Origin of the sequence: Bacillus massiliigorillae, from assembly GCF_000380245.2 — a bacterium.
In the GTDB taxonomy this organism is placed as follows: domain Bacteria; phylum Bacillota; class Bacilli; order Bacillales; family DSM-1321; genus Bacillus_AD; species Bacillus_AD massiliigorillae.
The window spans coordinates 17513-40032 of record NZ_HG428747.1 but is presented as its reverse complement, the minus strand read 5'-3'; the positions used below and the strand labels follow the sequence as shown (position 1 = coordinate 40032).

The 22520-nt window shown below is 35.2% G+C and carries 23 protein-coding genes; 17 read left to right on the top strand and 6 right to left on the bottom strand.

What is annotated here, in order from left to right; genetic code table 11:
- Positions 1-9: 9 nt before the first annotated feature.
- Together TX86_RS23885 and TX86_RS23880 are read right to left on the bottom strand one after the other, a co-directional pair.
- Positions 10-1200 carry an ABC transporter permease gene (locus tag TX86_RS23885; RefSeq protein WP_042352849.1) on the bottom strand — a complete coding sequence of 397 codons (1191 nt, stop codon included), beginning with the start codon at positions 1198-1200 and terminating at the stop codon, positions 10-12.
- 23 nt (positions 1201-1223) lie between these two features.
- Positions 1224-2120 carry a LysR family transcriptional regulator gene (locus TX86_RS23880; RefSeq protein WP_042352847.1) on the bottom strand — a complete coding sequence of 299 codons (897 nt, stop codon included), beginning with the start codon at positions 2118-2120 and terminating at the stop codon, positions 1224-1226.
- Positions 2121-2329: 209 nt separating this feature from the next.
- Between TX86_RS23880 and TX86_RS23875 the strand changes: the two genes are divergently transcribed.
- The 6 genes from TX86_RS23875 (at position 2330) to TX86_RS23850 (ending at position 7940) form a co-directional block, all read left to right on the top strand.
- Positions 2330-2893 (top strand): GNAT family N-acetyltransferase, encoded by a 564-nt coding sequence (locus tag TX86_RS23875; RefSeq protein ID WP_230203715.1) that lies wholly within the window; start codon positions 2330-2332, stop codon positions 2891-2893.
- A gap of 485 nt (positions 2894-3378) precedes the next feature.
- On the top strand, positions 3379-4128 hold the full coding sequence (locus TX86_RS23870; protein ID WP_042352844.1) for an SDR family NAD(P)-dependent oxidoreductase: 750 nt from the start codon (positions 3379-3381) through the stop codon (positions 4126-4128).
- Positions 4129-4248: 120 nt separating this feature from the next.
- Positions 4249-4500 carry a TfoX/Sxy family protein gene (locus tag TX86_RS23865; RefSeq protein ID WP_042352842.1) on the top strand — a complete coding sequence of 84 codons (252 nt, stop codon included), beginning with the start codon at positions 4249-4251 and terminating at the stop codon, positions 4498-4500.
- Between the two features lie 220 nt (positions 4501-4720).
- On the top strand, positions 4721-5803 hold the full coding sequence (locus TX86_RS23860; protein WP_042353003.1) for a nitric oxide synthase oxygenase: 1083 nt from the start codon (positions 4721-4723) through the stop codon (positions 5801-5803).
- A 192-nt stretch (positions 5804-5995) separates the two neighbouring features.
- Positions 5996-6766 carry a MerR family transcriptional regulator gene (locus TX86_RS23855; protein WP_042352840.1) on the top strand — a complete coding sequence of 257 codons (771 nt, stop codon included), beginning with the start codon at positions 5996-5998 and terminating at the stop codon, positions 6764-6766.
- Positions 6767-6893: 127 nt separating this feature from the next.
- Complete coding sequence (locus TX86_RS23850) at positions 6894-7940, top strand: NAD(P)/FAD-dependent oxidoreductase (RefSeq protein WP_042352839.1); 1047 nt, start codon at positions 6894-6896, stop codon at positions 7938-7940.
- A gap of 56 nt (positions 7941-7996) precedes the next feature.
- Here TX86_RS23850 and pepT read toward each other — a convergent pair whose 3' ends face one another.
- Positions 7997-9229, bottom strand: a complete 1233-nt coding sequence (gene pepT, locus TX86_RS23845; RefSeq protein ID WP_042352838.1) for a peptidase T — start codon at positions 9227-9229, stop codon at positions 7997-7999.
- A 254-nt stretch (positions 9230-9483) separates the two neighbouring features.
- On the opposite strand from pepT, the gene TX86_RS23840 reads away from it, so the two are divergent.
- The 4 genes from TX86_RS23840 to TX86_RS23825 all read left to right on the top strand — a co-directional run bounded on the left by TX86_RS23840 (position 9484) and on the right by TX86_RS23825 (position 12093).
- Positions 9484-10146, top strand: coding sequence for a helix-turn-helix transcriptional regulator (locus TX86_RS23840; protein ID WP_042352837.1), 663 nt, complete (start codon positions 9484-9486; stop codon positions 10144-10146).
- Positions 10147-10177: 31 nt separating this feature from the next.
- Positions 10178-10558 (top strand): RidA family protein, encoded by a 381-nt coding sequence (locus tag TX86_RS23835; protein ID WP_042352836.1) that lies wholly within the window; start codon positions 10178-10180, stop codon positions 10556-10558.
- A 102-nt stretch (positions 10559-10660) separates the two neighbouring features.
- Positions 10661-11578, top strand: a complete 918-nt coding sequence (locus tag TX86_RS23830) for a helix-turn-helix transcriptional regulator (protein WP_042352835.1) — start codon at positions 10661-10663, stop codon at positions 11576-11578.
- 56 nt (positions 11579-11634) lie between these two features.
- Entirely contained in the window at positions 11635-12093 is a 459-nt protein-coding gene (locus TX86_RS23825; RefSeq protein WP_042352834.1) for a GyrI-like domain-containing protein, read from the top strand.
- Positions 12094-12157: 64 nt separating this feature from the next.
- On the opposite strand, the gene TX86_RS23820 is transcribed toward TX86_RS23825, so the two are convergent.
- On the bottom strand, positions 12158-12781 hold the full coding sequence (locus TX86_RS23820) for an NUDIX hydrolase (protein WP_042352833.1): 624 nt from the start codon (positions 12779-12781) through the stop codon (positions 12158-12160).
- A 195-nt stretch (positions 12782-12976) separates the two neighbouring features.
- On the opposite strand from TX86_RS23820, the gene TX86_RS23815 reads away from it, so the two are divergent.
- From TX86_RS23815 to TX86_RS23800, 4 genes are read left to right on the top strand one after another with little or no spacing between them, the layout of a single operon-like run.
- Entirely contained in the window at positions 12977-13351 is a 375-nt protein-coding gene (locus tag TX86_RS23815; protein ID WP_042352831.1) for a GntR family transcriptional regulator, read from the top strand.
- A 15-nt stretch (positions 13352-13366) separates the two neighbouring features.
- Complete coding sequence (locus TX86_RS23810) at positions 13367-14056, top strand: ABC transporter ATP-binding protein (protein WP_042352830.1); 690 nt, start codon at positions 13367-13369, stop codon at positions 14054-14056.
- Positions 14053-14844 (top strand): hypothetical protein, encoded by a 792-nt coding sequence (locus TX86_RS23805; RefSeq protein ID WP_042352829.1) that lies wholly within the window; start codon positions 14053-14055, stop codon positions 14842-14844. The genes TX86_RS23810 and TX86_RS23805 overlap by 4 nt, the downstream gene beginning before the upstream one ends.
- Positions 14845-14857: 13 nt before the next feature.
- Positions 14858-15991 carry a hypothetical protein gene (locus TX86_RS23800; protein WP_042352827.1) on the top strand — a complete coding sequence of 378 codons (1134 nt, stop codon included), beginning with the start codon at positions 14858-14860 and terminating at the stop codon, positions 15989-15991.
- 136 nt (positions 15992-16127) lie between these two features.
- Here the strand turns inward: TX86_RS23800 and TX86_RS23795 are convergent, their stop codons facing one another.
- Entirely contained in the window at positions 16128-16973 is an 846-nt protein-coding gene (locus tag TX86_RS23795; RefSeq protein ID WP_042352825.1) for a formate/nitrite transporter family protein, read from the bottom strand.
- A 381-nt stretch (positions 16974-17354) separates the two neighbouring features.
- Between TX86_RS23795 and TX86_RS23790 the strand changes: the two genes are divergently transcribed.
- Together TX86_RS23790 and TX86_RS23785 are read left to right on the top strand one after the other, a co-directional pair.
- Positions 17355-18047, top strand: coding sequence for a response regulator transcription factor (locus tag TX86_RS23790; RefSeq protein WP_042352824.1), 693 nt, complete (start codon positions 17355-17357; stop codon positions 18045-18047).
- Positions 18025-20322 carry a sensor histidine kinase gene (locus tag TX86_RS23785; RefSeq protein WP_042352822.1) on the top strand — a complete coding sequence of 766 codons (2298 nt, stop codon included), beginning with the start codon at positions 18025-18027 and terminating at the stop codon, positions 20320-20322. The genes TX86_RS23790 and TX86_RS23785 overlap by 23 nt, the downstream gene beginning before the upstream one ends.
- Before the next feature lie 139 nt (positions 20323-20461).
- Here the strand turns inward: TX86_RS23785 and TX86_RS23780 are convergent, their stop codons facing one another.
- Positions 20462-21079 carry a DedA family protein gene (locus TX86_RS23780; protein ID WP_042352820.1) on the bottom strand — a complete coding sequence of 206 codons (618 nt, stop codon included), beginning with the start codon at positions 21077-21079 and terminating at the stop codon, positions 20462-20464.
- A 277-nt stretch (positions 21080-21356) separates the two neighbouring features.
- Between TX86_RS23780 and TX86_RS23775 the strand changes: the two genes are divergently transcribed.
- A complete protein-coding gene (locus TX86_RS23775; RefSeq protein WP_042352818.1) occupies positions 21357-22451 on the top strand; it encodes an SDR family oxidoreductase in 1095 nt (364 codons plus the stop codon).
- The last annotated feature ends 69 nt before the right edge of the window (positions 22452-22520 follow it).

Here is a 22520-nt window from a genome sequence, read left to right as displayed (position 1 = left end):
CGCTTTCTTTTAGTCTAAATATCGAAATGAACGAATACGCTTAGGTGCAAAAATATATACAAAGAAGTAGATAAATAAGCATCCTGCTAAGAGAGATAGTAGTATATCCTGTATTGTTGGATGGGATAGGTGTGCCATCGTAAGAATAAGCAATTGAATACTAAGCAAAGATGTTAGTAGTTTCAAGAAGGAAGTCTTGAACTCAAGGAAAGAAACAGGATAAGTACGAATCAAATCATTAATGGCTGCTTGTAAAGGTAATAATTGATAGCCTGTCATAAATAGGATTATTAACATGGCAATCCACTGATAAGATGGTAAGCAATAAATCAGTATGAAACCAATGAACGTTAATCTTATATATAAATAATAAAAACTATTATATCGAACAAATAAAAGCGTAAATAAATAACGGAAGAAAGAAGAATGGTGATAGCGAATGGTTTTTTTCACTAACCAAGAAAGCCACATTCTACGTTTATATGCGTATTTAAGATGTGGAACATCTACATAAATATTAATGAAATTGTAAATCTGTAAAACTGTTCGTTCTTCCTGCGTAATTAGGTAATCCCAATTGATCCTTTTAGATTGCGTTCCAAACAGGAAATACATGAAACCAACGGTGCATAAAAGAATGATGATGGAAATATACCAGTAATCTATGAATACGAAATATAAGATAAATGTTAATGTTAACAGTCTTATCAGTGTATGTAAGGTTATTTGAATTCTACTTGTCATCCATTGCATCGACCAAGCAAAGTATAGATTGACTGCAATTGTAGCAATAGTGACGATGATGGAATCAATTTGAATCCATCCATAATGAATTAAAGGCGTAATGATACCGAGTAGAATAATAGTCTTAAATCCATCTATAACGGCTGTGTAATAAAATGATTTTCTAAAATAGGAAGATAATTTCTTCTCTAAAGGTAGTAAAAAAATACGATCTGCTTTCACAATGAATGTCCGTATCTTTGTTTGTAGGAAAAAGATAGAGACTAAGAAAGCTACTACTATTTCAGTTGGAAATGAAGACGGAACCCATTTTAAAAATTGAATGTAATAGTAAGCAAAAATGCTACCGACAAGAAGTAGTGAATAAAATACACTGCTTGCAATTAGTGAAAAATAGCGCATCATCTTTTGATAATATAATGAGCACCGTTTATTCCATAGCGTTTCATATTCCATAACATACACCTTATTCCTTATCGTTATAATTCATATTTTAACCTTTCAAGAAATCGTTTAGCTAGCTTGGAGGCATTCTTTTCCTCTCTGCAAACCCACCCATAATACACGGATTCGAGGTCTGGAATTTCTAATGGGACAGTGACCATTCGTTTCTTTTTATACGGTGCACTGCTTTTGAAAGAATAATCTAATCCAACTGTAACAGCTAATTGCTCTTTTACTGCATTTTGAATGGCTTCTGTATTATTGCTTGTAAATAGTATGTCAACGGGTCCGTATTTGGCTACGAATTGCTCCATTACCCAGCGAATATAGTCGTCATCATATAAAACCATCGTTTGTTGTTGCAATTGTTCAGGCGTAATAGCTTTTTCTAGTGCTAACGGTGAGTTTTTACTAACTCCAACAACGAGTTTTCCTTCTATTAATCGCTCAACTGATAGCTCATAGCTTTTTTGAGCGAAATCATCATGAAAGATTATGAACCCAATATCGATTTGATTTTTTTTAATATCTTCAATAATGTCTTTCGGTCCTTTTTCAAGTAGTTCGATTTTTACGTTAGGAAAATCTTTTTTGAAGTTGGAAACGATATTGACTAATAAGTGCATAGGACCTGGTATAGTAGCGATTTTCAGTTCTCCACTTAGAATATCGGAATAGCTTTTCGCTTCTTCCTTTAAGTCATTAATTTTGTGAATAATCTCACTAGCTTTTGAAATAATAACTTGTCCTTCAATTGTTGGGACTGCCCCAGAACCGCGTGAACGAGTGAATAAAGAAACACCTAGTTCAGTTTCTAAGGAAGAAATAGATTGGCTAATAGCAGATAAAGTAATATGAGTGCTTTGAGCTGCTTTTGTGAAGGAGCCTGTTTTCGCCACTTCACAGATGTATGTTAATTGTTCGATGTTCATTTTCTTTTGCTCCTTTCAAAAATAAGCTTTCCTTTTTACCCTGTTCCTATTGTAACGTAGGACAAATTCTATTAGGTTATTGAACATAGAATAGTGAACAGAGTTTTGTAACAAATAATAGAGTGTGGACTTTTTAAATTTCGTTCAGCCATTTTGTTTGATGGAACTAGTAAAACATGGTTTATAATGTTAAAGACTACCATGTTTTTGTGATAATCATAATAGAATGGGGGAGCTTGATGAAGGACTCTGTTGTGCTACGTGTAGTAGATAGTGGAAACCTAGAAGACTTATCGTTCGTGGAGAAAGCAGCACAATTATTACAGGGACTCGTTTCAAACGGTGCAGCAATTGGATGGGTCGATCCACCTTCAACAGAAGAGGTGACTGGCTTACTTCAAGAATTGACCATCGCAAGTGGAAATAATGACGCATGTCTAATTTCGATTTGGGTCGATCAAGATCTTGCGGGTATTGGGTATTGGAAACGATATAGTCGCCCGACCCATAATCCACATGCTGATATAGAAAAAGTGGCAATTGACCCACGTTATCAAGGCTTTGGTTTAGGTCATCTCCTCATGGATAAGTTGATTTCCACGGCCATCGATACTGGAATCGAGATGTTAACCCTTGACTTCCGGGGAGACAACTTTCGAGCGGCTAAACTTTATAATTCCCTAGGATTCAAAGAATACGGTCGATTACCCCGTTTTGTAGCTGTAGGAACTGCTCGATATGACAAGATATTATATGCCCTTGATCTTCGATAATCTAGAAACGGGCGTTATTCAGAGGTAATGATAGAAGTCCAATTTCTTCATTGTTAATCGAGAAATTGGGCTTTTTATATTTGCTTTACAGTGCAAAATAACTATAAAAATGATAAAAGAGATCAGTGACGGCTGTTCTTATAAGATTAAGAAAGTATATAGTTTTGCGCGGTGTCTAGCTCCAGTGCCCAGCGACTAGTAGATTTCGCCCATCTCCCTACGTTAAGTCAACACGAAAAAGGCTACCGCCTCTTCGTGTTTCCTTTATCTCAGTCGAAGTGCTCCAATCTATACGTCGCAAAACGGGCGCTTGCGCTTTTCTTATTAAGTATAACTTAATAAATAGTAAAAATATTTAAATTTTATTAAATACTACAAGGTGATAGAATATAAATATAAAGATTTATATATGTTTTATGCGGGTATTAAGGGATATTGAATGACGAATTGCAGATTGTTCTTTCAAAAATAGGGAGGAATTACACATGACAGCAAAAAGAGTAGTAGTGATTACAGGAGCGGCAAGTGGAATAGGGAAGGCAACAGCGCTTAAGTTTGCTAGTAAAGGCGATATTGTTGTAGTGGCAGACTATAATGAAGCTACAGGTGTTTCCACTGTAAATGAAATCGAAAAAGCTGGTGGAGAAGCAATTTTTGTAAAAACGGATGTTTCAAAATATGAAGAGGTTCAATCTTTAGTTGAAACAGCAGTAAACAAATTTGGTAGCATCGATGTAATGTTTAATAATGCAGGTATTGGTAGCTCTAGCGGTATTCTAGAGCAGAATATTGATATATACGAAAGAACAGTAGCAGTTAACCAACATGGTGTAGCATACGGAATTATGGCTGCTGGTTCTAAGATGAAAGAGCTTGGTGTAAAAGGTGTGATTGTTAATACTGCATCGGTATTTGGATACTTAGCATCGCCTGGTACTTTTGCTTATCATGCAGCAAAAGGTGCTGTTGTTATGATGACAAAATCAGCAGCACTTGAATTGGCTCGTTATGGAATTCGTGTAGTAGCTGTTGCACCAGGTATGGTTGATACACCAATTATCCAAGGTTATAAAGATATGGGTATGCTAGAATCTATGAAATCAAAAAGCATGGCTCGTAAATTATTAGATCCAGAACAAGTAGCCGATGCAGTGTATCTATTATCATTACCTGAAGCAAGTGCTATTAATGGTAGCGTTGTTATGGCTGACGAAGGATATGCTTCATTTAAATAAAAAGAACTCTCCATTTAGTTCTGAATAATAATAAAAGCCTAGGGATTCCTAGGTTTTTATTTGAATTTAATAGGGTAACATATAGTAGAATAATGGAAAGATGAATGAAGAGGGGTTCTCATGACTGCTTTACAAGAGTTACCTAACATAGGGAAAGTTGTAGCTTCACAGCTTAATGAAGTAGGAATTCATACTTCAGAGGAGCTGACGGAGGTCGGAAGCAAAGAAGCTTTTACGCGAATTAAAAAGATTGATTCTTCTGCCTGCATTAATCGATTATATGGTTTGGAAGGTGCTATTCAAGGTATTAGGTGGCATAATCTATCGGATGGATGTAAAAAAGACTTAAAATCATTTATGAAAACAATATAAATATGAATGGGAAGAGCTAACTTATAGGTTAGCTTTTTTTAGTTTGGAAACCTTCTGGCCAGTGAATATTTAATAATGGCTAAAAAATTAGAAGTTACCGGGAGCAAAGAGAGAGATTCATATATTCACTGAATTTTCGATTATACCGTGTGTTCATAATAGATTTTTTTACTCTAGTAAATGCATAATGAGGGTATGTATGAAGAAGAAGGGGAATTCTATGATAACAAAACAAGAGCTTTTTGAAAAAGCAGAAGCATTTATACAACAGTGCTATGCTGAATCAAATCAAGAGAGTAGGATTACAGAACGGTTAGTGGAAATCAAAGAGCAAATTATAGCTACCGGTACGTATGAGCATACCTTTGATGAGCTTGTTCATGGTGCTAGAATGGCATGGCGAAATAGTAATCGCTGTATTGGACGTTTGTTTTGGAATAGCTTAACGGTTTTGGATGCTCGGGAAGTGGAGAGTCATGATGAGATTTACGATGCTCTATTTCATCATATTGAATATGCAACGAATGGTGGTAGAATTCGACCGACGATAACGATTTTTAAACCATATCAACAGGAAAACAATCAAATTTGTATTTATAATCATCAATTAATTCGTTATGCAGGCTATGAAACAGAGTATGGTACGATTGGTGACCCTCTCTCTATTCCATTTACTACATTTTGTGAGTCATTAGGATGGAGGGGACCTAAGACACACTATGATATATTGCCGTTGGTCATTTCCATTGACGGAGAAAAACCTTCGTATAAAGAAATACCAAAAGACTTAGTAAAAGAAGTTACAATTACTCATCCAGAGTATGCATTCGAATCATTGGAAGCGAAGTGGTATGGTGTACCGATTATTTCAGATATGTGTTTAGAAATAGGAGGCATAACGTACAATGCAGCTCCCTTTAATGGTTGGTATATGGGTACTGAAATAGGAGCACGTAATTTAGCAGATGAAGATCGATATCATTTGTTACCGGCTGTTGCTGAAATAATGGGATTGGATACATCGAAGAACGCATTACTATGGAAAGATAAAGCGCTTGTTGAATTAAATATAGCAGTTTTACATTCATTTAAAGAGCAGGGGGTAACCATTGTGGATCACCACACAGCTGCTCATCAGTTTGAGTTATTTGAGAAGCAGGAGGCCGCATGTGGAAGAATGGTTACAGGAAATTGGGTTTGGCTAATTCCTCCGCTTTCATCGGCTACAACACATATATTTCATAAGCCTTACCCGAATGTCGTTAAGACACCTAATTATTTTCATCAAAAGGCACTATATTAAAGTAATAAAAGGTCACTCTAAGAGTGACCTTTTATTACTTTAAAGAATTGTAAATGCGCCATCCACTATTAGTTTGTCATCTATTACAATGCTTATAAAATAGCAAAAATTTGAACGGGGAAATTTAAAGAAAGCCTATTTACATTGACGCTACGTAAGGGTGTATAGTTAGTTTTGTCAGGAGGTGTTACCGTGGAATATACAGTGCACAAACTAGGAAAGTTAGCGGGTGTTAGTTCAAGAACATTACGTTATTATGATGAAATTGGAATTCTTAAGCCGGCAAGAATCAATTCGTCAGGATATCGGATATACGGTCAAGCCGAAGTTGATCGATTACAGCAAATTCTGTTTTATCGTGAACTCGGCGTTGGCTTAGAAAGTATTAAGCAAATTGTAACGGCACCTGCTTTTGACGGAGCTCTAGCACTCAAGGAACACCGCGAGAAGCTTCTTGATAAACGAAAGCAATTAGATACATTAATTGCGAACGTCGAAAAGACGATTGCCTTAAAAGAAGGGAGAATATCCATGTCAAATCAAGAAAAGTTCGAAGGCTTTAAACAGCGTATGATAGATGAGAATGAGAAGAAGTATGGAAAAGAAATTCGTGAAAAATATGGCGATGAGACTGTTAATAAATCAAATCAAAAAGTAAAAGGAATGACGCAAGAACAGCATGATGAAGTGACAAAGCTAGCAAACGATGTTACTGAAACATTAAGCGAAGCATTTCAAACCGGAGATCCTGCAGGTGAATTAGCGCAAAAAGCAGCAGCATTGCATCGTGAATGGCTGTGCTATTATTGGGACACATATTCAAAAGAAGCACATGCAGGCTTAGCGCAAATGTATGTGGATGATGAGCGTTTCACAGCTTATTATGATAAGGAACAACCGGGTACAGCCGAATTTTTACGTGATGCGATTATGATTTATACAGGTATGAAAAATAAAATGTAAAGAAGTGAATCTCCTATTAGCCTTTGTGCTGATAGGGGGTTTTTCATATAAGTAATTTGATATTAAAGCCAATTTGTGTATAATTTAATTGAGAATGATAATCATTAATGGTTAGAAGGGGATAATTATGAATGACTATACTTTATTTGACGTTACCATAATTGGTGGAGGGCCAGCTGGATTATATTCAGCTTTTTATAGCGGTTTACGAGGAATGAAAACAAAAATTATTGAGTTTCAATCTGAATTGGGTGGTAAATTACGTGTGTATCCTGAAAAGATGATTTGGGATGTTGGAGGAATGACACCTATGCCTTGTGCTCAATTAACGAAGCAAATCATTCAACAAGGTTTAACTTTTAATCCAGAAGTGGTGCTTGATGAAAAAATTATTTCTATAACAAAAAGCACGGATGGTTATTTTACATTACAATCTGCTAATGGTAACGAGCATTATTCCAAAGCGGTTATTGTTGCAATTGGTGGGGGGATTTTAAAACCTCAGAAATTAGAAATCGAGGGAGCCGAACGCTTTGAAGTCACAAATTTAAATTATACAATCAAGTCACTTCAACGTTTTAAGGATAAAATTGTTTTAATATCAGGTGGCGGCAACTCGGCTATTGATTGGGCAAATGAATTGGAGCCTATTGCGAAAAAGGTTTATTTAACATATCGAAAAACACATTTAAATGCTCATGAAGCACAAATTTCTCAGCTTATAAAAAGTTCAGCGCAGTGCTATTTAAGCACAAATATTACTAAACTAATTGCAAATGACGAAAATCAAATCGAGTCTGTAGAATTAATGCATACAGAAACAGATGAAAAAACAACTGTAGCTGTAGATGAAGTGATTATTAATCATGGATATGAGCGAGAATCAGAGTTACTAACTAAGAGTAATTTAGATATTGAATTGGTTGATGATTTCTATATTGCAGGAACTCCGAATAGTCAAACATCTCTTCCTGGTTTATTTGCGGCAGGTGATATTGTAGCTTATAATGGAAAGGTTCATTTAATAGCAGGAGCTTTTCAAGATGCTGTTAATGCAGTGAATAAAGCAAAGCAGTATATTGAACCCGATGCACATGAAAGTGGCATGGTTTCATCTCATAATGATGTTTTTAAAGAAAGAAATCGTGAATTAATCGCACAAATGTTAAGTTAAAATAAGAAAGAGACAATCGCAAAATGGGATTTTGGATTGTCTCTTTTTTTATCAATTTATGCTTGTTGATCATATAATTTGGCAATTTCAATAATAACGTTTGTTGCTTTCTCCATTGTATCTACTGAAACGTATTCGTAGCGACCATGGAAGTTTTCTCCGCCTGCAAAGATATTTGGTGTAGGCAGTCCCATATATGATAATTGAGAACCATCAGTACCTCCACGAATTGGTTGAATGATTGGCTCAATATCTAAATTCTTCATAGCTTGCGAAGCGATGTCAACGATATGTTTAACAGGCTTAATTTTCTCACCCATATTGTAATATTGGTCATTCATATCTAGAATAATGCGGTCTTTTCCGTATTTCGCTTGTAAGTCAGCTGTTATACTTTCCATCTTTGCTTTACGAGCAGCAAAAGCTTCTTTATCGTGATCGCGGATGATGTACTGTAATGTCGTTTCTTCTACGTCACCATTGAAGGCAAGTAAGTGGTAAAAACCTTCATAACCATCTGTATATTCTGGCGCTTCGTTTACTGGTAATAGGTTTTGGAATTCCATAGCGATTTTCGTTGAATTAACCATTTTATTTTTCGCTGTGCCTGGATGTACGTTTTTACCTTTAATAGTTACCTTTGCACCTGCTGCATTGAAGCTTTCATATTGTAGTTCACCTAATGGACCGCCGTCCATTGTGTAAGCATATGTAGCATTAAATGCTTCTACATTGAACTTGTGAGGACCTCTACCAATTTCTTCATCTGGCGTGAAGGCAACACGAATTTTTCCATGCTTAATTTCAGGATGTTGAATGAGATATGCCATTGCTGTCATAATTTCAGCTACACCAGCTTTATCATCAGCGCCAAGTAGAGTTGTACCATCTGTTGTAATAAGCGTTTGGCCCTTATAGTTTGCAAGTTCAGGGAATGCTGATGGAGACAGGATAACTTGTTGCTCTTTGTTCAAGACAATATCGTTACCATCATAGTTCTCAACGATTTGTGGGTTAACATTAGCTCCTGTCATATCTGTTGCAGTATCCACATGTGCTAAGAAACCGATTGTTGGTATTTCTTTATCAGAATTAGCAGGTAAGGTAGCCATTACATAACCATTTTCATCAATTGTTACATCACTCATACCGATTTGTTTTAACTCCTCAACAAGCATGTTAGCGAGTGTTAATTGACCTGGTGTAGTAGGGCAAGTTGTACTGTCACTATTTGATTGTGTGTCTACTTTCACATATGTAATAAATCGTTCAATCATTTCATTTCGCATTATTCAATTCTCCTTTTTACTTTTCATTTTATCACTTGTCAGTATGAATGAAACTAAAGCTTACTAAAATATATATGCCATATCGTTCTCGTTCATTTATTTTTCAATCTATCTGAAAAAAACAACCCTTTATATTATTTTAATATAATTTCATATGTGTTATACTATACAAATAGTTAAGTTAATTAACTTTAAGTTAAGTCAATGAACTATAATTTGATTTACTAAAAAATATGTGAATTGAGGTAGCGAAGGTGGAAAATGTCACTTTTACTGAGACGGATCATCGAATTCTTGCTTCCTATAAAGCTGTTGTGGATGGATTAGCACAATATTTAGGTTCATCAAGTGAAATTGTGCTGCATAGTCTAGAGGATTATCAACAATCGGTTATTCATATTGCGAATAATCATCATACAGGTCGTAGTATTGGAGCGCCTATTACGAATTTAGCGTTACAAATGCTTAAAGAAATTCAAAGCTCTGAAGACCAGCAATTTTTGAGTTATTTTACGCGAAATAAGAATAATAAACTCATGAAATCTAGCACAATTGTGATACGCGGTGAGCATGGAAATATTATAGGCTTACTCTGTCTTAATTTGAATTTGGATAGTCCTTTTAGTGAGATATTGAAAGCTTTTTCACCGAATGCAATGGTCAATGAGAGTCATCAAGAATATTTTGCTAATAATGTTGAAGAAATGATTTACGACATTATAAGAAATACTATTGATGAAGTAAATGCATCATCAATTTCGCATGCTAATCGCAATAAGCATATTATTAATCTGTTACATGAACGTGGCGTCTTTAATATGAGAGATGCGGCATCGATTGTAGCAAAAGCATTAAAAATAACCAAACCAACTGTATATTTACATCTTCGCAATCTACATACGAAAGATGACAAATAAATAAACCAAATCTTAAGGAGTGCTATACATTATGTTAGAAATCATCAACACAGAAAAAGCTCCAGCAGCTATCGGACCATATTGCCAAGGAATTAAAGTAAACAACATGTTATATGCTTCAGGTGCGATTCCAATCAACCCAGCTACAGGTGAAGTTGTAGAAGGTGGCGTTACTGAGCAAGCGAAACAAGTTATGGAAAACGTGAAAGCTGTATTAGAAGCTGCTAACTCTGATTTAGAGTCAGTTGTAAAAACTACTTGCTTCATCGTTGATATGAACGATTTTGCAGCATTCAACGCTGTATATGGCGAATACTTCGCTAACCACAAACCAGCTCGTTCTTGCGTAGCTGTTCGTGAGTTACCAAAAGGTGTACTTTGCGAAGTTGAAGTTATCGCTGTAACTAAATAATTAACTTTTTTCGAGAACCGTATCCTTATGGATGCGGTTTTTTCTTTGTTGAAATATGTGATAATGATTATAGCGATTTTTTGTAGTAGAAGAGGTGAGTCCATGAAATTGGAAAGACTATTATCCATCTTGTTACTGTTATTAAAAGAAGAGCGGATTACAGCGGATTTCTTAGCAGAGCGCTTTGAAGTAACGAAGAGGACCATTTATCGGGATATGGAATCATTATTGATAGCAGGAATTCCTATTGTCACTTATAGCGGAAAAGGTGGAGGCTATGCATTATTAGAATCCTATAAGCTTACTGTATTTACGTTCTCAGATGAAGAAAAACAATTATTGTTACATAGTTTAGATTATAGGAAAGAATTATTGGAAGATAATTATACAGAAGAATTACAGCAGAAAATTCAACAGCTTTCATCTGAGGTTCAACCAGCATCGCTTCGTTTATCAAGCCCATCTATTTACCGACCAGAGGTGGATAAGGAGATAAAAGAACGAATGCATTGTATTTCAACAGCGATTGATTCACGCAGGGAGGTCTCTTTTGCTTATGTCAGTTACAAAGGTGAAACTACGGATCGTACTGTTCAGCCGACAGCAATTGTATTACGCAATGGAAGCTGGTATGTAGAAGCCTATTGCCATTTACGTGGCGATGAGCGAGTGTTTAAACTTTCAAGGATTCGTGACCTTCAAATAGCTGACACTCAAACTAGCATAGGAAATGATATAGCAAAGAAAAGCGTAGAGTTGACCGTCAATCGTCCTCCAATTGATGTACGTTTGCAGTTTACTAAAAACAAACTAGGAATTGTCTATGATTATTTCAGTTTGGATGAAATTAAAGAAATGACAGAAGAACATGTCATCGTTGAGTTTACATATCATTTTGATTACGCAATTATTCCGTTTATACTCAGTTTCGGAGATAGTGTACAAATACTGCAACCGAATGAGCTAGTTGAAATGCTTCATGTGGAATTAAATAAAATAAAAAGTATCTATAAAAGCTGACAGACTGATGTCAGCTTTTGTTTGTTATGGTTAATACATAAGAAAGGATGATACATATGAATTATACAATTGTCGAGCTAAATGAGAAGATTGTTGCAGGAATCGCCATTCGAACAACAAATGAAAATGGTCAAGCAATGTCGGATATCGGTGCAACTTGGCAAACATTTATTGGAGATCAAGTAATGGAGCGTATCCCGAATCAGATTGGTCATCAGGCATATGGTGTGTATAGCAATTATGAAAGTGACGCTTCTAAACCATATGATTTCTTAGCAGGTATAGAGGTAAGTCAACAAGATGCAGCTGATGGCATTCAATATATGGTACTTCCTCAAGGACGATATGCAAAGTTTACTGTCGTTGGCCATATGCAAAAAGCTGTCGGAGAAGCATGGGAAAGTATTTGGAAGATGGATTTACCAAGAGCATATGTATGTGACTTTGAAGTTTATCATAATGATTCTAGTGATATGAATAACCAAACGATTGATTTGTATATTTCGTTGCAATAGAGAAAAGGAAGAGGGATGCTTAAAGGCATCCCTCTTATGACTAGTAAATCTTCTTAATGTTGAATCAATCAAGCACAACTTCCTTATTCGGATTATCCAGAAATTCAAACAGCATATGAATTTGAGATTCCGTATTTCGAGCAGTTGAAAGAGGTGGTAATTTATCTTTTTCAAAGAAAGCAATCTCATCTGTTTCAATGCTTGATGTTGGCGAACCGCTTACTATTTTGCACTTGATAAATAGCTTGTACACATGATAGGCGGAAGGTGGATGATGGTGATAAGGGCGCGTGTTATCTAAAACCGCTAATAATTTTTCTGCCACTGCATTATAGCCTGTTTCTTCTCTTACTTCTTTCACTGCCACCTCAGAAGGCGAATAACCAACATCTCCCCAGCCGCCTGGAAGTGACCATTTACCATCACTATGTTCTTTCACTAATAGAATTTTTTGATCCTGAAAAATCACGGCTCGTATATCAACTTTTGGCGTTTGATAGCCTTTTTCGTTGGCGAATAAATCTTTGACGATTTCCATGTCTAGTTTGGTGTACATACTTATTATTTCACAGCTTAAATCTCGTAATTGCTGAAATCTTTCTATGTCGAATACATCTTTAGAATACATTAGACCTGCTTGAGCGATTGATTGCATTTGCTTTGCCCATTCTAACCATTTAATGCTCATCGTACATCCCTTCTTCTCTTTCTTTCTTTCTCATCTATTACCCTTTTCTATCTAATAGAGAAACAATTCTGCACAAATAGTATATGTATAATTTGGAAAAAAGAGTAGACAAAGAAAGTGTATTAATGTAATAATACGTTCATATGCTGTATCAATTAGGTAATACACTTATTTTATGGTAAAGGAGGTATGAACTTGAAATTAGTGTTGAACAACCGAGAGCCGATTTATTTACAAGTTGTTATCTATTTTAAACAAAGAATAGCTATTGGCGAATTAGTGGCTGGTGAAGAAATACCATCAAGAAGAGAATTAGCTGTCTTATTAAACATCAATCCAAATACTGTTCAGAAGGCTTATAAAGAAATGGAGGATCAAGAATTGATTGAGACAGAACGAAATTTTCCAAGTCGAATTACAAAGGATGAGGTTGTATTGCAGCAAGTTCGTAAAGAGTTAATAAAAGAAGCAACGGTTCAATTTGTAGAAACAATGAAACGCATTGCAGTGACGGAAGATGAAATGATGCAATCGGTCAGAGAGGTTTATAAAACGGGAGAATTGAAGTAAGGAGGTTGTGCTTGAATGATTGAAGTCAAAGGGATCTCGAAGAAATATCGCTTTAAGCATGTGTTAAGAGATGTTTCTTTCACGGTGAAGAAAGATGAAATAACGTGTCTCATTGGGGTAAATGGAACGGGGAAGTCTACTACTTTGAAAACAATTCTAGGAATCATGCCATTTGCAAAAGGTGATATTACAGTTGATAGTACGAGTATAAGGAAGAAGCGGAGTGACAACATCGCCTATGTAGCAGATCACATGACAATGCTCGGTTCGATGAAAATAAAGCAGGCCTTTCAATATATGGAAGATTTTTATCCACGTTGGAATGAAGAGAGAGCGGCTGAGCTAGTTGATTTCTTCAAAATGGATGTGGAGCAAAAAATCGGTGAACTATCCAAGGGGAATGCCGCGAAGGTTAGTTTGATATTAGGTTTATCGTTAAATACCGATTATATCTTATTAGATGAGCCATTCTCTGGTGTCGATATGTTTGCAAAAGAAAAAATCCGTGAGTTGTTTTCAACGCCATTTTTTGAAGGACGAGGTGTTTTATTAACAACACACGAAATTGATGAAGTAGAGCATTTACTAGATCGGGTTGTTATATTGAACGATGGTGTGATTGTGCAGGACTTCTACACAGAGCAAGTGCGAATCGATGAAGGCATGTCTGTTATCGATAAGCTACGGGAGGTGTATGAAGGATGAAGAATTATTTGAAGTTAGTAGATTTTGAGCTGAAGAGATTTTGGAAGATGTATGCGGTTTTGCTTGGTCTATTAGTTATTACTGAGTTTGTTTCTTTTATGATGCAAATGAATAGCTTGAAAAGTCAGAGTAAAACATATGGAAATGGTATTGGAGATTGGCCACTAGAAGGATTTACATTCTCTATTTTCTCTGTGGTTGTCATCTTACTCATTATAGCTATTTTAGTCATTTATATTTTCTTCACTTGGTATCGTGAATGGTTTAGTAAGCATACGTTTGCTTTTCAATTGTTAGTGTTACCATTTGATCGGATGACTGTTTATTATGCAAAATTAACAGCCTTGTTATTATTCATCTTTGGCTGTATTGCGATTCAATTATTGATGTATCCTATCTTTCAGGCATTGTATGTGGCGATTGTACCAGAAGTGGCTCAGGTGGATAGTTCGCTTGTTTCATGGGTTGGTGGGAGTCCATATATTTATATGTTAATACCTGTTTGGGCTAAAGATTTTGCTTTGTTTTACGGTTTAGGGATTACATCCGTGATTGTCATTTTTACGGTTATCTTAATAGAAAGAAGCTTTCGGATTAGAGGGATTATTCTAGGTGTTTTATTTGTAATCTTCAATATTTTGATCCTGTTGCTTCCTATGTTCGTAAATTCAATCGTACCTCTTTATGAAAACGAAATGACTATTTTTACATATGTGAATATGGTCATTATCATTGCTATATCACTTGTGATTAGTACACGTTTAATCAATAAGAGAATATGGGTGTAAGGGGGGATAAATCGTGAAAAGATATAGTACATCAATTATCTTTACCATTATTGTGTTAGCGAGTACTGCTTGTTTTTATATATTCTTTTCAGCAAGGAGTGAGACAGTACCATCTTTGTCTATTAAAACGGTTAGTGGTAATCAGGACGAAATGAAAGACGTAAAGATTTATGGAGAAGGATTTATCAATAATGTTAGTAGTACGGTTACTGTGACGGAGAAGAAAGCAACCGTGAAACCAGTATCTGCATTAAATCTATGGTTTGGACAGCCAAATCTAGATGAATCTACATTGAAAATCGCCCAGTTGCAAGAACAATATCGTAGTTTCATGAGAGGGAAACAAAATATAGATGAGCTATATGAAGATAAGACTTTGTTATTATTTGCAGAGTCGAATAATGCCAAAAAGCAATTGGAAATCGAATACTACGATAAATTGAATAATACTAGTCATGAATTTACGTTGAGCTTGCCGAAAGAATATAGTAAATACAAGGACGTATTTGTGCATGATATTCAATTAATTGACCAACAAATGGTAGTTGTACTAGGTGGTCACGTGCCTAAGCGTAACGATATATTCCTACTTTATGTGAACCTGAAGCAAGAGAAAATTAATCATAGTAAAACGGTTTATAGTCTAGAACATAGTAAAACGGAAGATCAGAGCATCTATATAAATAATTTCGAACAGAACTTAGAACTAGCTACTTATTATACTTTTCAGGTAGCAAAATCAGTCAGCAATGAACCAACAATCTATACAATGTATGCTATTGATTTGCATGAAGGTCAATTGAAACAAATACACCTACCAGATAAAACTGCATATGACTGGGATTACTATAAAAACGATAATAAAATATACTATTTGTCAACTGAATCAGGTGAGCTGTATCAAATCGATTTAGAAAAGAATAGTACAAGTTTACTTTTACAAAATGATAAATGGAAGAATAGTAATGGTCTTACAATGACAGCAAGTGATAATAAATTATATATTATGTCTGGTTTGTTTACGCCAGTTGCGAAAATAGATGTTGTAGGTGTGAATAATAAAAAAATGCTCTATGAAGGTAAGATTAAACTAGAAAAGTCTGTTGTGGGTAACAACTTTTCATTTAGAACAATTATGGTTAATTAAGTTCATTCTACTGTTTTCTTCGACTTAAACGTGTGGAATATAAATGGTTATAGTATTTCATCAACAAGGGATGCTGTTATGCAATCACAAAAAACGCGAACCAAATGATATTTGGTTCGCGTAATCAATTTACTAATTACTTCTCAGCTACTTTGTCAAATTGAACAATATGAGATTGATCTTCTTCTTCAGAGAACTTGTCTTCGTCTTCAGATTTAGGTCCACTTACATAGTTGTAGAATATCGCCATGAAGACCGCTCCACCAACAATATTTCCAATTGTAACAGGAATGATATTGTGAAGTGCTTTACCGATTGTAATCGTATCAGGGTGATCGACAATTAATGCGATTGCAAATGTACTCATGTTTGCAATGCTATGCTCGTAACCAGAAATGAAAAATCCGAATACTAAAAGGATCATTGTGAATAATTTAGGTCCGTCACCTTTTAATGTCATTGGTACATAGAAAGCCAAACATACTAGCCAGTTACAAAGAACCGCTCTAAAGAATAATTCCATAGTTGAATGACTCATTTTACCTGCTGCTACACTCATTAAGAACCCATTAGCATCTCCTGAAGCCATGATTCCTGTTAAATAGATAAGACCAGCGAAAAGTAAAGCGCCAATTAAGTTTCCACTATATGTTCCTAGCCACATTTTTAACACTTTTGGCCACGTCATTTTTCCGCGAAGTGCTGCATATGTGAAGTAGAATGTATTACCCGTAAATAAGTCTCCGCCAGCATAAGCAATAAGAACGATGGCTGTACCGAATGTGAAAGCGGCAATTGGATATGCCATTGGTGAATGTTCTGCATAGAACAAGTTACCTGATTTAAAAGCAATAATAACACCAAATCCGATAAAGGCACTTGCTAAGATAGCACGTAATAAATATTTAATAATGCTTTGATCGAACACTTTTTGTTTTTTCAATGCCAATTTCTCGACATCACGAAGAGCTGTATGTTCCATGTTACCTCCTACTACTTCTAATAATATTGTTATTGTTACCAAGCACATTTCCTAGTATGTAATCCATCAGATGTGAAATGTTGAGCATTTATAAATATGATTGGAAAACATAGAAAAAGATAGGCAATAAGGATAAGTTCTAAATCTAAACCACCATTAATAGTACCATTTTTCCCTAGCCGTAAATAGGTGTAAGAATTATTTACCAACGTATAATTCTTGACAAAAACCCTTTAGTTATGTAAGCGTATTCATTTCGGGGTATGAGTGTAACATTTAAGAAATTCTTAAGATTTATCCCTCATCTATTTTAAGATTTTCAGGCTACATTATAAGTAAGAAATGAAGATGGTATACTTTGATAGGAGGGAGGTTGAAACGATGACAACGTTCAACGTATTAGTAGTAGATGATGAGCAAGAAATCCGTGATGGAATTGAGATATATTTGAAGAATGAAGGTATTTCTGTTATTAAAGCAGCTGATGGTATTGAGGCTTTAGAGAAACTGCATGAACATACGATTCATTTAATTATCTTGGATGTGATGATGCCCCGAATGGATGGTATTTCAACCACATTTAAAATCCGTGAGAAGAAGAATATACCGATTATTATATTGAGTGCTAAGAGTGAAGATACGGACAAGGTATTAGGGCTACAAATTGGCGCGGATGATTATGTAACGAAGCCTTTCAATCCTTTAGAGTTAATTGCGCGAGTGAAGTCGCAACTGCGTAGATATGTGACGCTTGGAACATACGAAGGTGTAAAGAAACAAATTGATTTGCATGGTTTAACACTTGATGAAGATGCGAAACAAGTCGCCGTTAATGGAGAGCCGGTAAAACTAACTCCTATTGAGTATAAAATAGTTGAGCTATTGATGAAAAATGCAGGTCGTGTTTTTTCAATCAATGAAATATATGAAATCGTTTGGAACGAGCCAGGGTTTAATGCGGAAAATACGGTCGCCGTACATATCCGAAAAATCCGTGAAAAAATTGAAATCGATCCAAAAAATCCGAGATTTTTAAAGGTGGTTTGGGGAATTGGGTACAAAATGGAAAAGTAAAAAAGAAGTCTTCTTAATTCTTCTGCTATTTAGTTTCGGATGTAGTGTATTTTTCACCAATATCTTTAATAGCCCAGAATTTTTGAAGAAAAATTATTTTGAAACGAATCGCTTTCATAGTGAATATAATACATTTCTTAATTTTTTAGGAACGTATCAACTATCAGAATTTGATCCTGTAGCACTAAAGAAACATATTACCGTTTCTGCTGAGGAAATAGATAACCACCGATATGAATATGGTGATTTATCTGAGCAAGTAACGAATCTTAAAGAACAATATGAGTCCCGTATTAGCGAAGCAAAACGAATGGGGAATCTAGAAGTATCCGAAATTCTTCAAAAAGAACTTGATGCAAAAATTAAGGACATTACGTTGAACTTTACGAGTGATGAACATGTGCGTAAAAAAATAATTGCTCAAAAAGAAAAACAAATTGATGAAAGTTATCAAACTTTCTTGGCTAATAAAGCAAGTAATAATCCATATAACCTGTTTGAATATTACTTAGAAGATGAAAAGACTGGTCAAGTATATACATCTCTGCCAGCTGAAGAAGCAAAGGCATATCGCTCATTCTTTGATAAAGATAATATGCGTTACGTGAAAGCATATGACACGAAAAACAATGCTCTAAAGGTAGAAGATGGTCGAGTTGTTACGCAGTTGCCAATCACTGCGAATCGATGGAATGACTATATTGGTTATTATGGTGAGGAGTCCTTTGTAACAGAAACAGGTTTAGGTCACGAAATAGTGAATGAACAGAATAAGGGCATTAAAACGTTCAAAGGATTTATAGGAATTCCAAAAGATGTGTCAGCATCTGACCGAATTATTGTAAATGCAAATAAATATAGAAATGCTCAAATAAGTATTTTTAGTTGTTTATTAACCGGGCTAATTGTAATGGGGATCGCTTTATATACAATCAAAAGAAGAGGAGTTGTGTCTACCATTCAGCTATCGAATTGGCAATGGTATAGTCGAATACCAGTAGATTTACGCTTAATTCTAGTTGTTTGTACATTTGTATATATAGCAATGTTGTTCACTTGGTCTCATGTTTACGATTTTGAAAATGTTATTAGAAATGTCCTGCCGTATATCTTTATTAGTACGTGGATGTTAGTGCTAGGCGTCTATCAAGTAGCTACATGTATCAATAACACAATTGAAAAAGGTTATGAACAAGAAATTCAAAGTGCACTTGTTTTAAGAATTATACATTCTATAAGAGATGCCTTTTTAAATCGCAGTATTGGTATGCAAATGCTTATGTTATTAGTGATTGTTCCTTTTCTTGGATTATTCATTGGATTATTCTTTGCTATGGGAATGGGTGCTACTGGAGATTCGTTAATTGTTGTTGCTTTATTTGGAGTAATTGTATTAGTAGTTGGTATGCCAATTCTATATATTCTATTTAAACACGCAGGCTATTTAAGTCGAATTATACAGGCAGTTAATGGAATCGTTTATGGTAAAAATGAACCAGACCTTGAAATTAAAGGAAAATCGGCGCTCGCTGACCTAGCAAGAGATGTCAATCTATTGAAACATGGAGTAAAAACATCACAAAAAGAACAAGTAAAGAGTGAACGTTTGAAAACAGAGCTTATTACGAATGTAAGTCACGATTTACGCACACCTTTGACATCTATTATTACGTATACAGATTTATTGAAATCAACAGATGTAACAGAAGATGAGCGTCAAAGTTATATTGAAATCATCGACCGCAAATCGAAGCGTTTGAAAGTATTGATTGATGATTTATTTGAAGCATCTAAGATGGCAACAGGAAATATCGAATTAGTAAAAAGTAAAGTTGAAATTGTTCAATTGCTACAACAAACGCTAGCAGAACATGATGAAGAAATAGCTTCTTCTCAGCTACAGTTTAGAGTATCACATGACCAACAGCCGATTGAAGCAATTGTAGATGGGCAGAAATTATATCGAGTATTTGATAACTTAATCTTAAATATATTGAAATATTCTTTGCCGCATACAAGAGTTTATATAGCGGTTAAAAATACAATCGATGATGTGGAAATTTCATTTAAGAATGTTTCACAGTTCGAGCTTGGTGGAAATGTAGACGAATTATTTGAGCGTTTTAAGCGTGGCGATCAATCACGTCATACAGAAGGCTCAGGTCTAGGATTAGCCATTGCTAAATCGATTGTAGATTTACATGAAGGTGAAATGGATATTGATGTTGATGGTGATTTATTTAAAGTCACGATTACGTTGAAGAAAAGAGTATAAAATAGTGAAATAACAAAGGACGACACTTATTCAGTTGGGGAATAAGTGTCGTTTTTTGTTTTTTGCGTGTTTAGTGGAATTGATATATAGGCATATAAAATAAGCCAAGCCACTTTTAAAATGACTTAGCTAGTTATAATCACTTATTCTTACGCTCCTTGCGCTTTTTTATATACCAAATAAGCACTAAAATAGCTAGGATAATGAGAATAGTGTAGATAATGTTTGAGAAGATGTCCATGTAGCCGACAATATCATGCCAGTTCGAGCCTACTGCAGCTCCAACATTCACTAATATTGTATTCCACACGAGCGTTCCAATTGTTGTGAATAGGAGGAATAAGCCAAAATTCATATTGGACATTCCAGCTGGGATTGAGATTAAGCTCCGTATTAAGGGAATTAATCGACAAAATAAGACTGTCCATATTCCATACTTATCAAACCACGAATCAGCTCGATATATATCATCTTTAGTTAAACGTAAAATACGTCCGTACCGATTGATGATTTTCTCCAAACGTTCTACATCTAATAGTAGACCGATACCATAAAGAAGGATGGCTCCAACAACGGAACCGGCAGTTGAAATGATGATGACTCCTGTTATTGTAAGGTTGGTTGTTTCGGTCATAAATCCACTGAAGGTAAGAATCACTTCAGATGGAATGGGCGGGAAAATATTCTCTAGAGCAATTAGGAGAAAGACGCCCCAATATCCATATTGGTCTATTAAATCCATAATCCAAGCTTCCATATTCGTGCTCCTTTGATTCTTCGTTAAACCCCAGAAGAGAAATAAATAGCTTCATTTTACGAGAGTGAATGAGTACAGTTTGTCCAAATACTACCTCTATTTAACCTTATTAAAGTAAACGAGTAAGTATAACTCCTTTTTATACTTTTGACATTATCGGTTGTTTGGATTTTTGTCTAGTTAATATAGAAGGTAAATCCTTCATGTGACAGAGGATTTTTTTCTTTATAGCTCGAATTATGTAATAAAGAAACTTATTTCTTCAAGGGGGATACGTATGAATGTCAATCACGTTTATTTTTTCACTGGATTTCCGGGTTTTCTAGCAACTAGGCTTATTAAAGGGCTGATTCATAAAGATGAGTTGTTCGAAAAAGCATTTTTACTTGTTTTGCCCGCACTTGAAGATAAAGCGAAGCAAGAGGCACAGCGATTAGAGCAAGAGCTCAAACTAGATTCAGGTACTTTACAAGTTGTTGTTGGGGATATTACAAAAATGAATCTAGATTTAACACAAACAGTCAATCATGAACAAATAACACATGTGTTCCATTTAGCAGCTATCTATGACCTAGCGGTTCCGAAAGATATTGCTTATACGGTAAACGTCACTGGAACGAAAAATGTTAATAATTGGATATTAACACTACCAAATATACAAAGATATATATATTTCAGTACGGCTTATGTAGCAGGGACAAGAGAAGGTGCCCTTTTAGAAACAGAATTGATAAAGCCGCCATCCTTTAAAAATTATTACGAAGAAACAAAGTATGAGGCAGAAGTATTAGTAGAAGCTTTAAAGCCGCAAGTGCCAACGACCATCATTCGCCCTGGAATCGTGAAAGGTCATTCTGTAACAGGTGAAACTGTTAAGTTTGATGGACCATATTTTATCCTTAATACTTTACGTGCGATAGGATTTCTTCCGATTAAACCATACATCGGGAAATCAACGTCAAAAATTAATCTTGTGCCAGTCGATTTCATTATTGAAGCTGTTTCATTTCTAGCACTTTATGAGCAAGGAGCGGGAAAAACGTATCATTTAACAGACCCTAATCCATATAGTGCAACAGAAATATATGAAATGTTAGTACAAGAAATGTATCATGTAAGACCAAAGGGGATTATTCCAATATCTTGGTGTAAAGCATTTTTAGCATTAGCACCGATACGGAAATTTCTTCACACGGAGCAAGAAACAATAGATTATTTTACATGGAAGGGAAATTTCGATTGCCGCCAAGCGAAAGAGGATTTAATGAAGGCGAATATTGCTTGCCCTGATTTTAAAGCCGGAGTACCGGCTATGGTTCAATATTATAAACTGAATGAAAATAATCCGAATTATCAAGTGCAAATCCGATGATGGAATTGTAGAAGAGAAAAGGGCTGTCCAAAAAGTAACTGATGATTACTTTTTAGGCAGCCCTTTTAT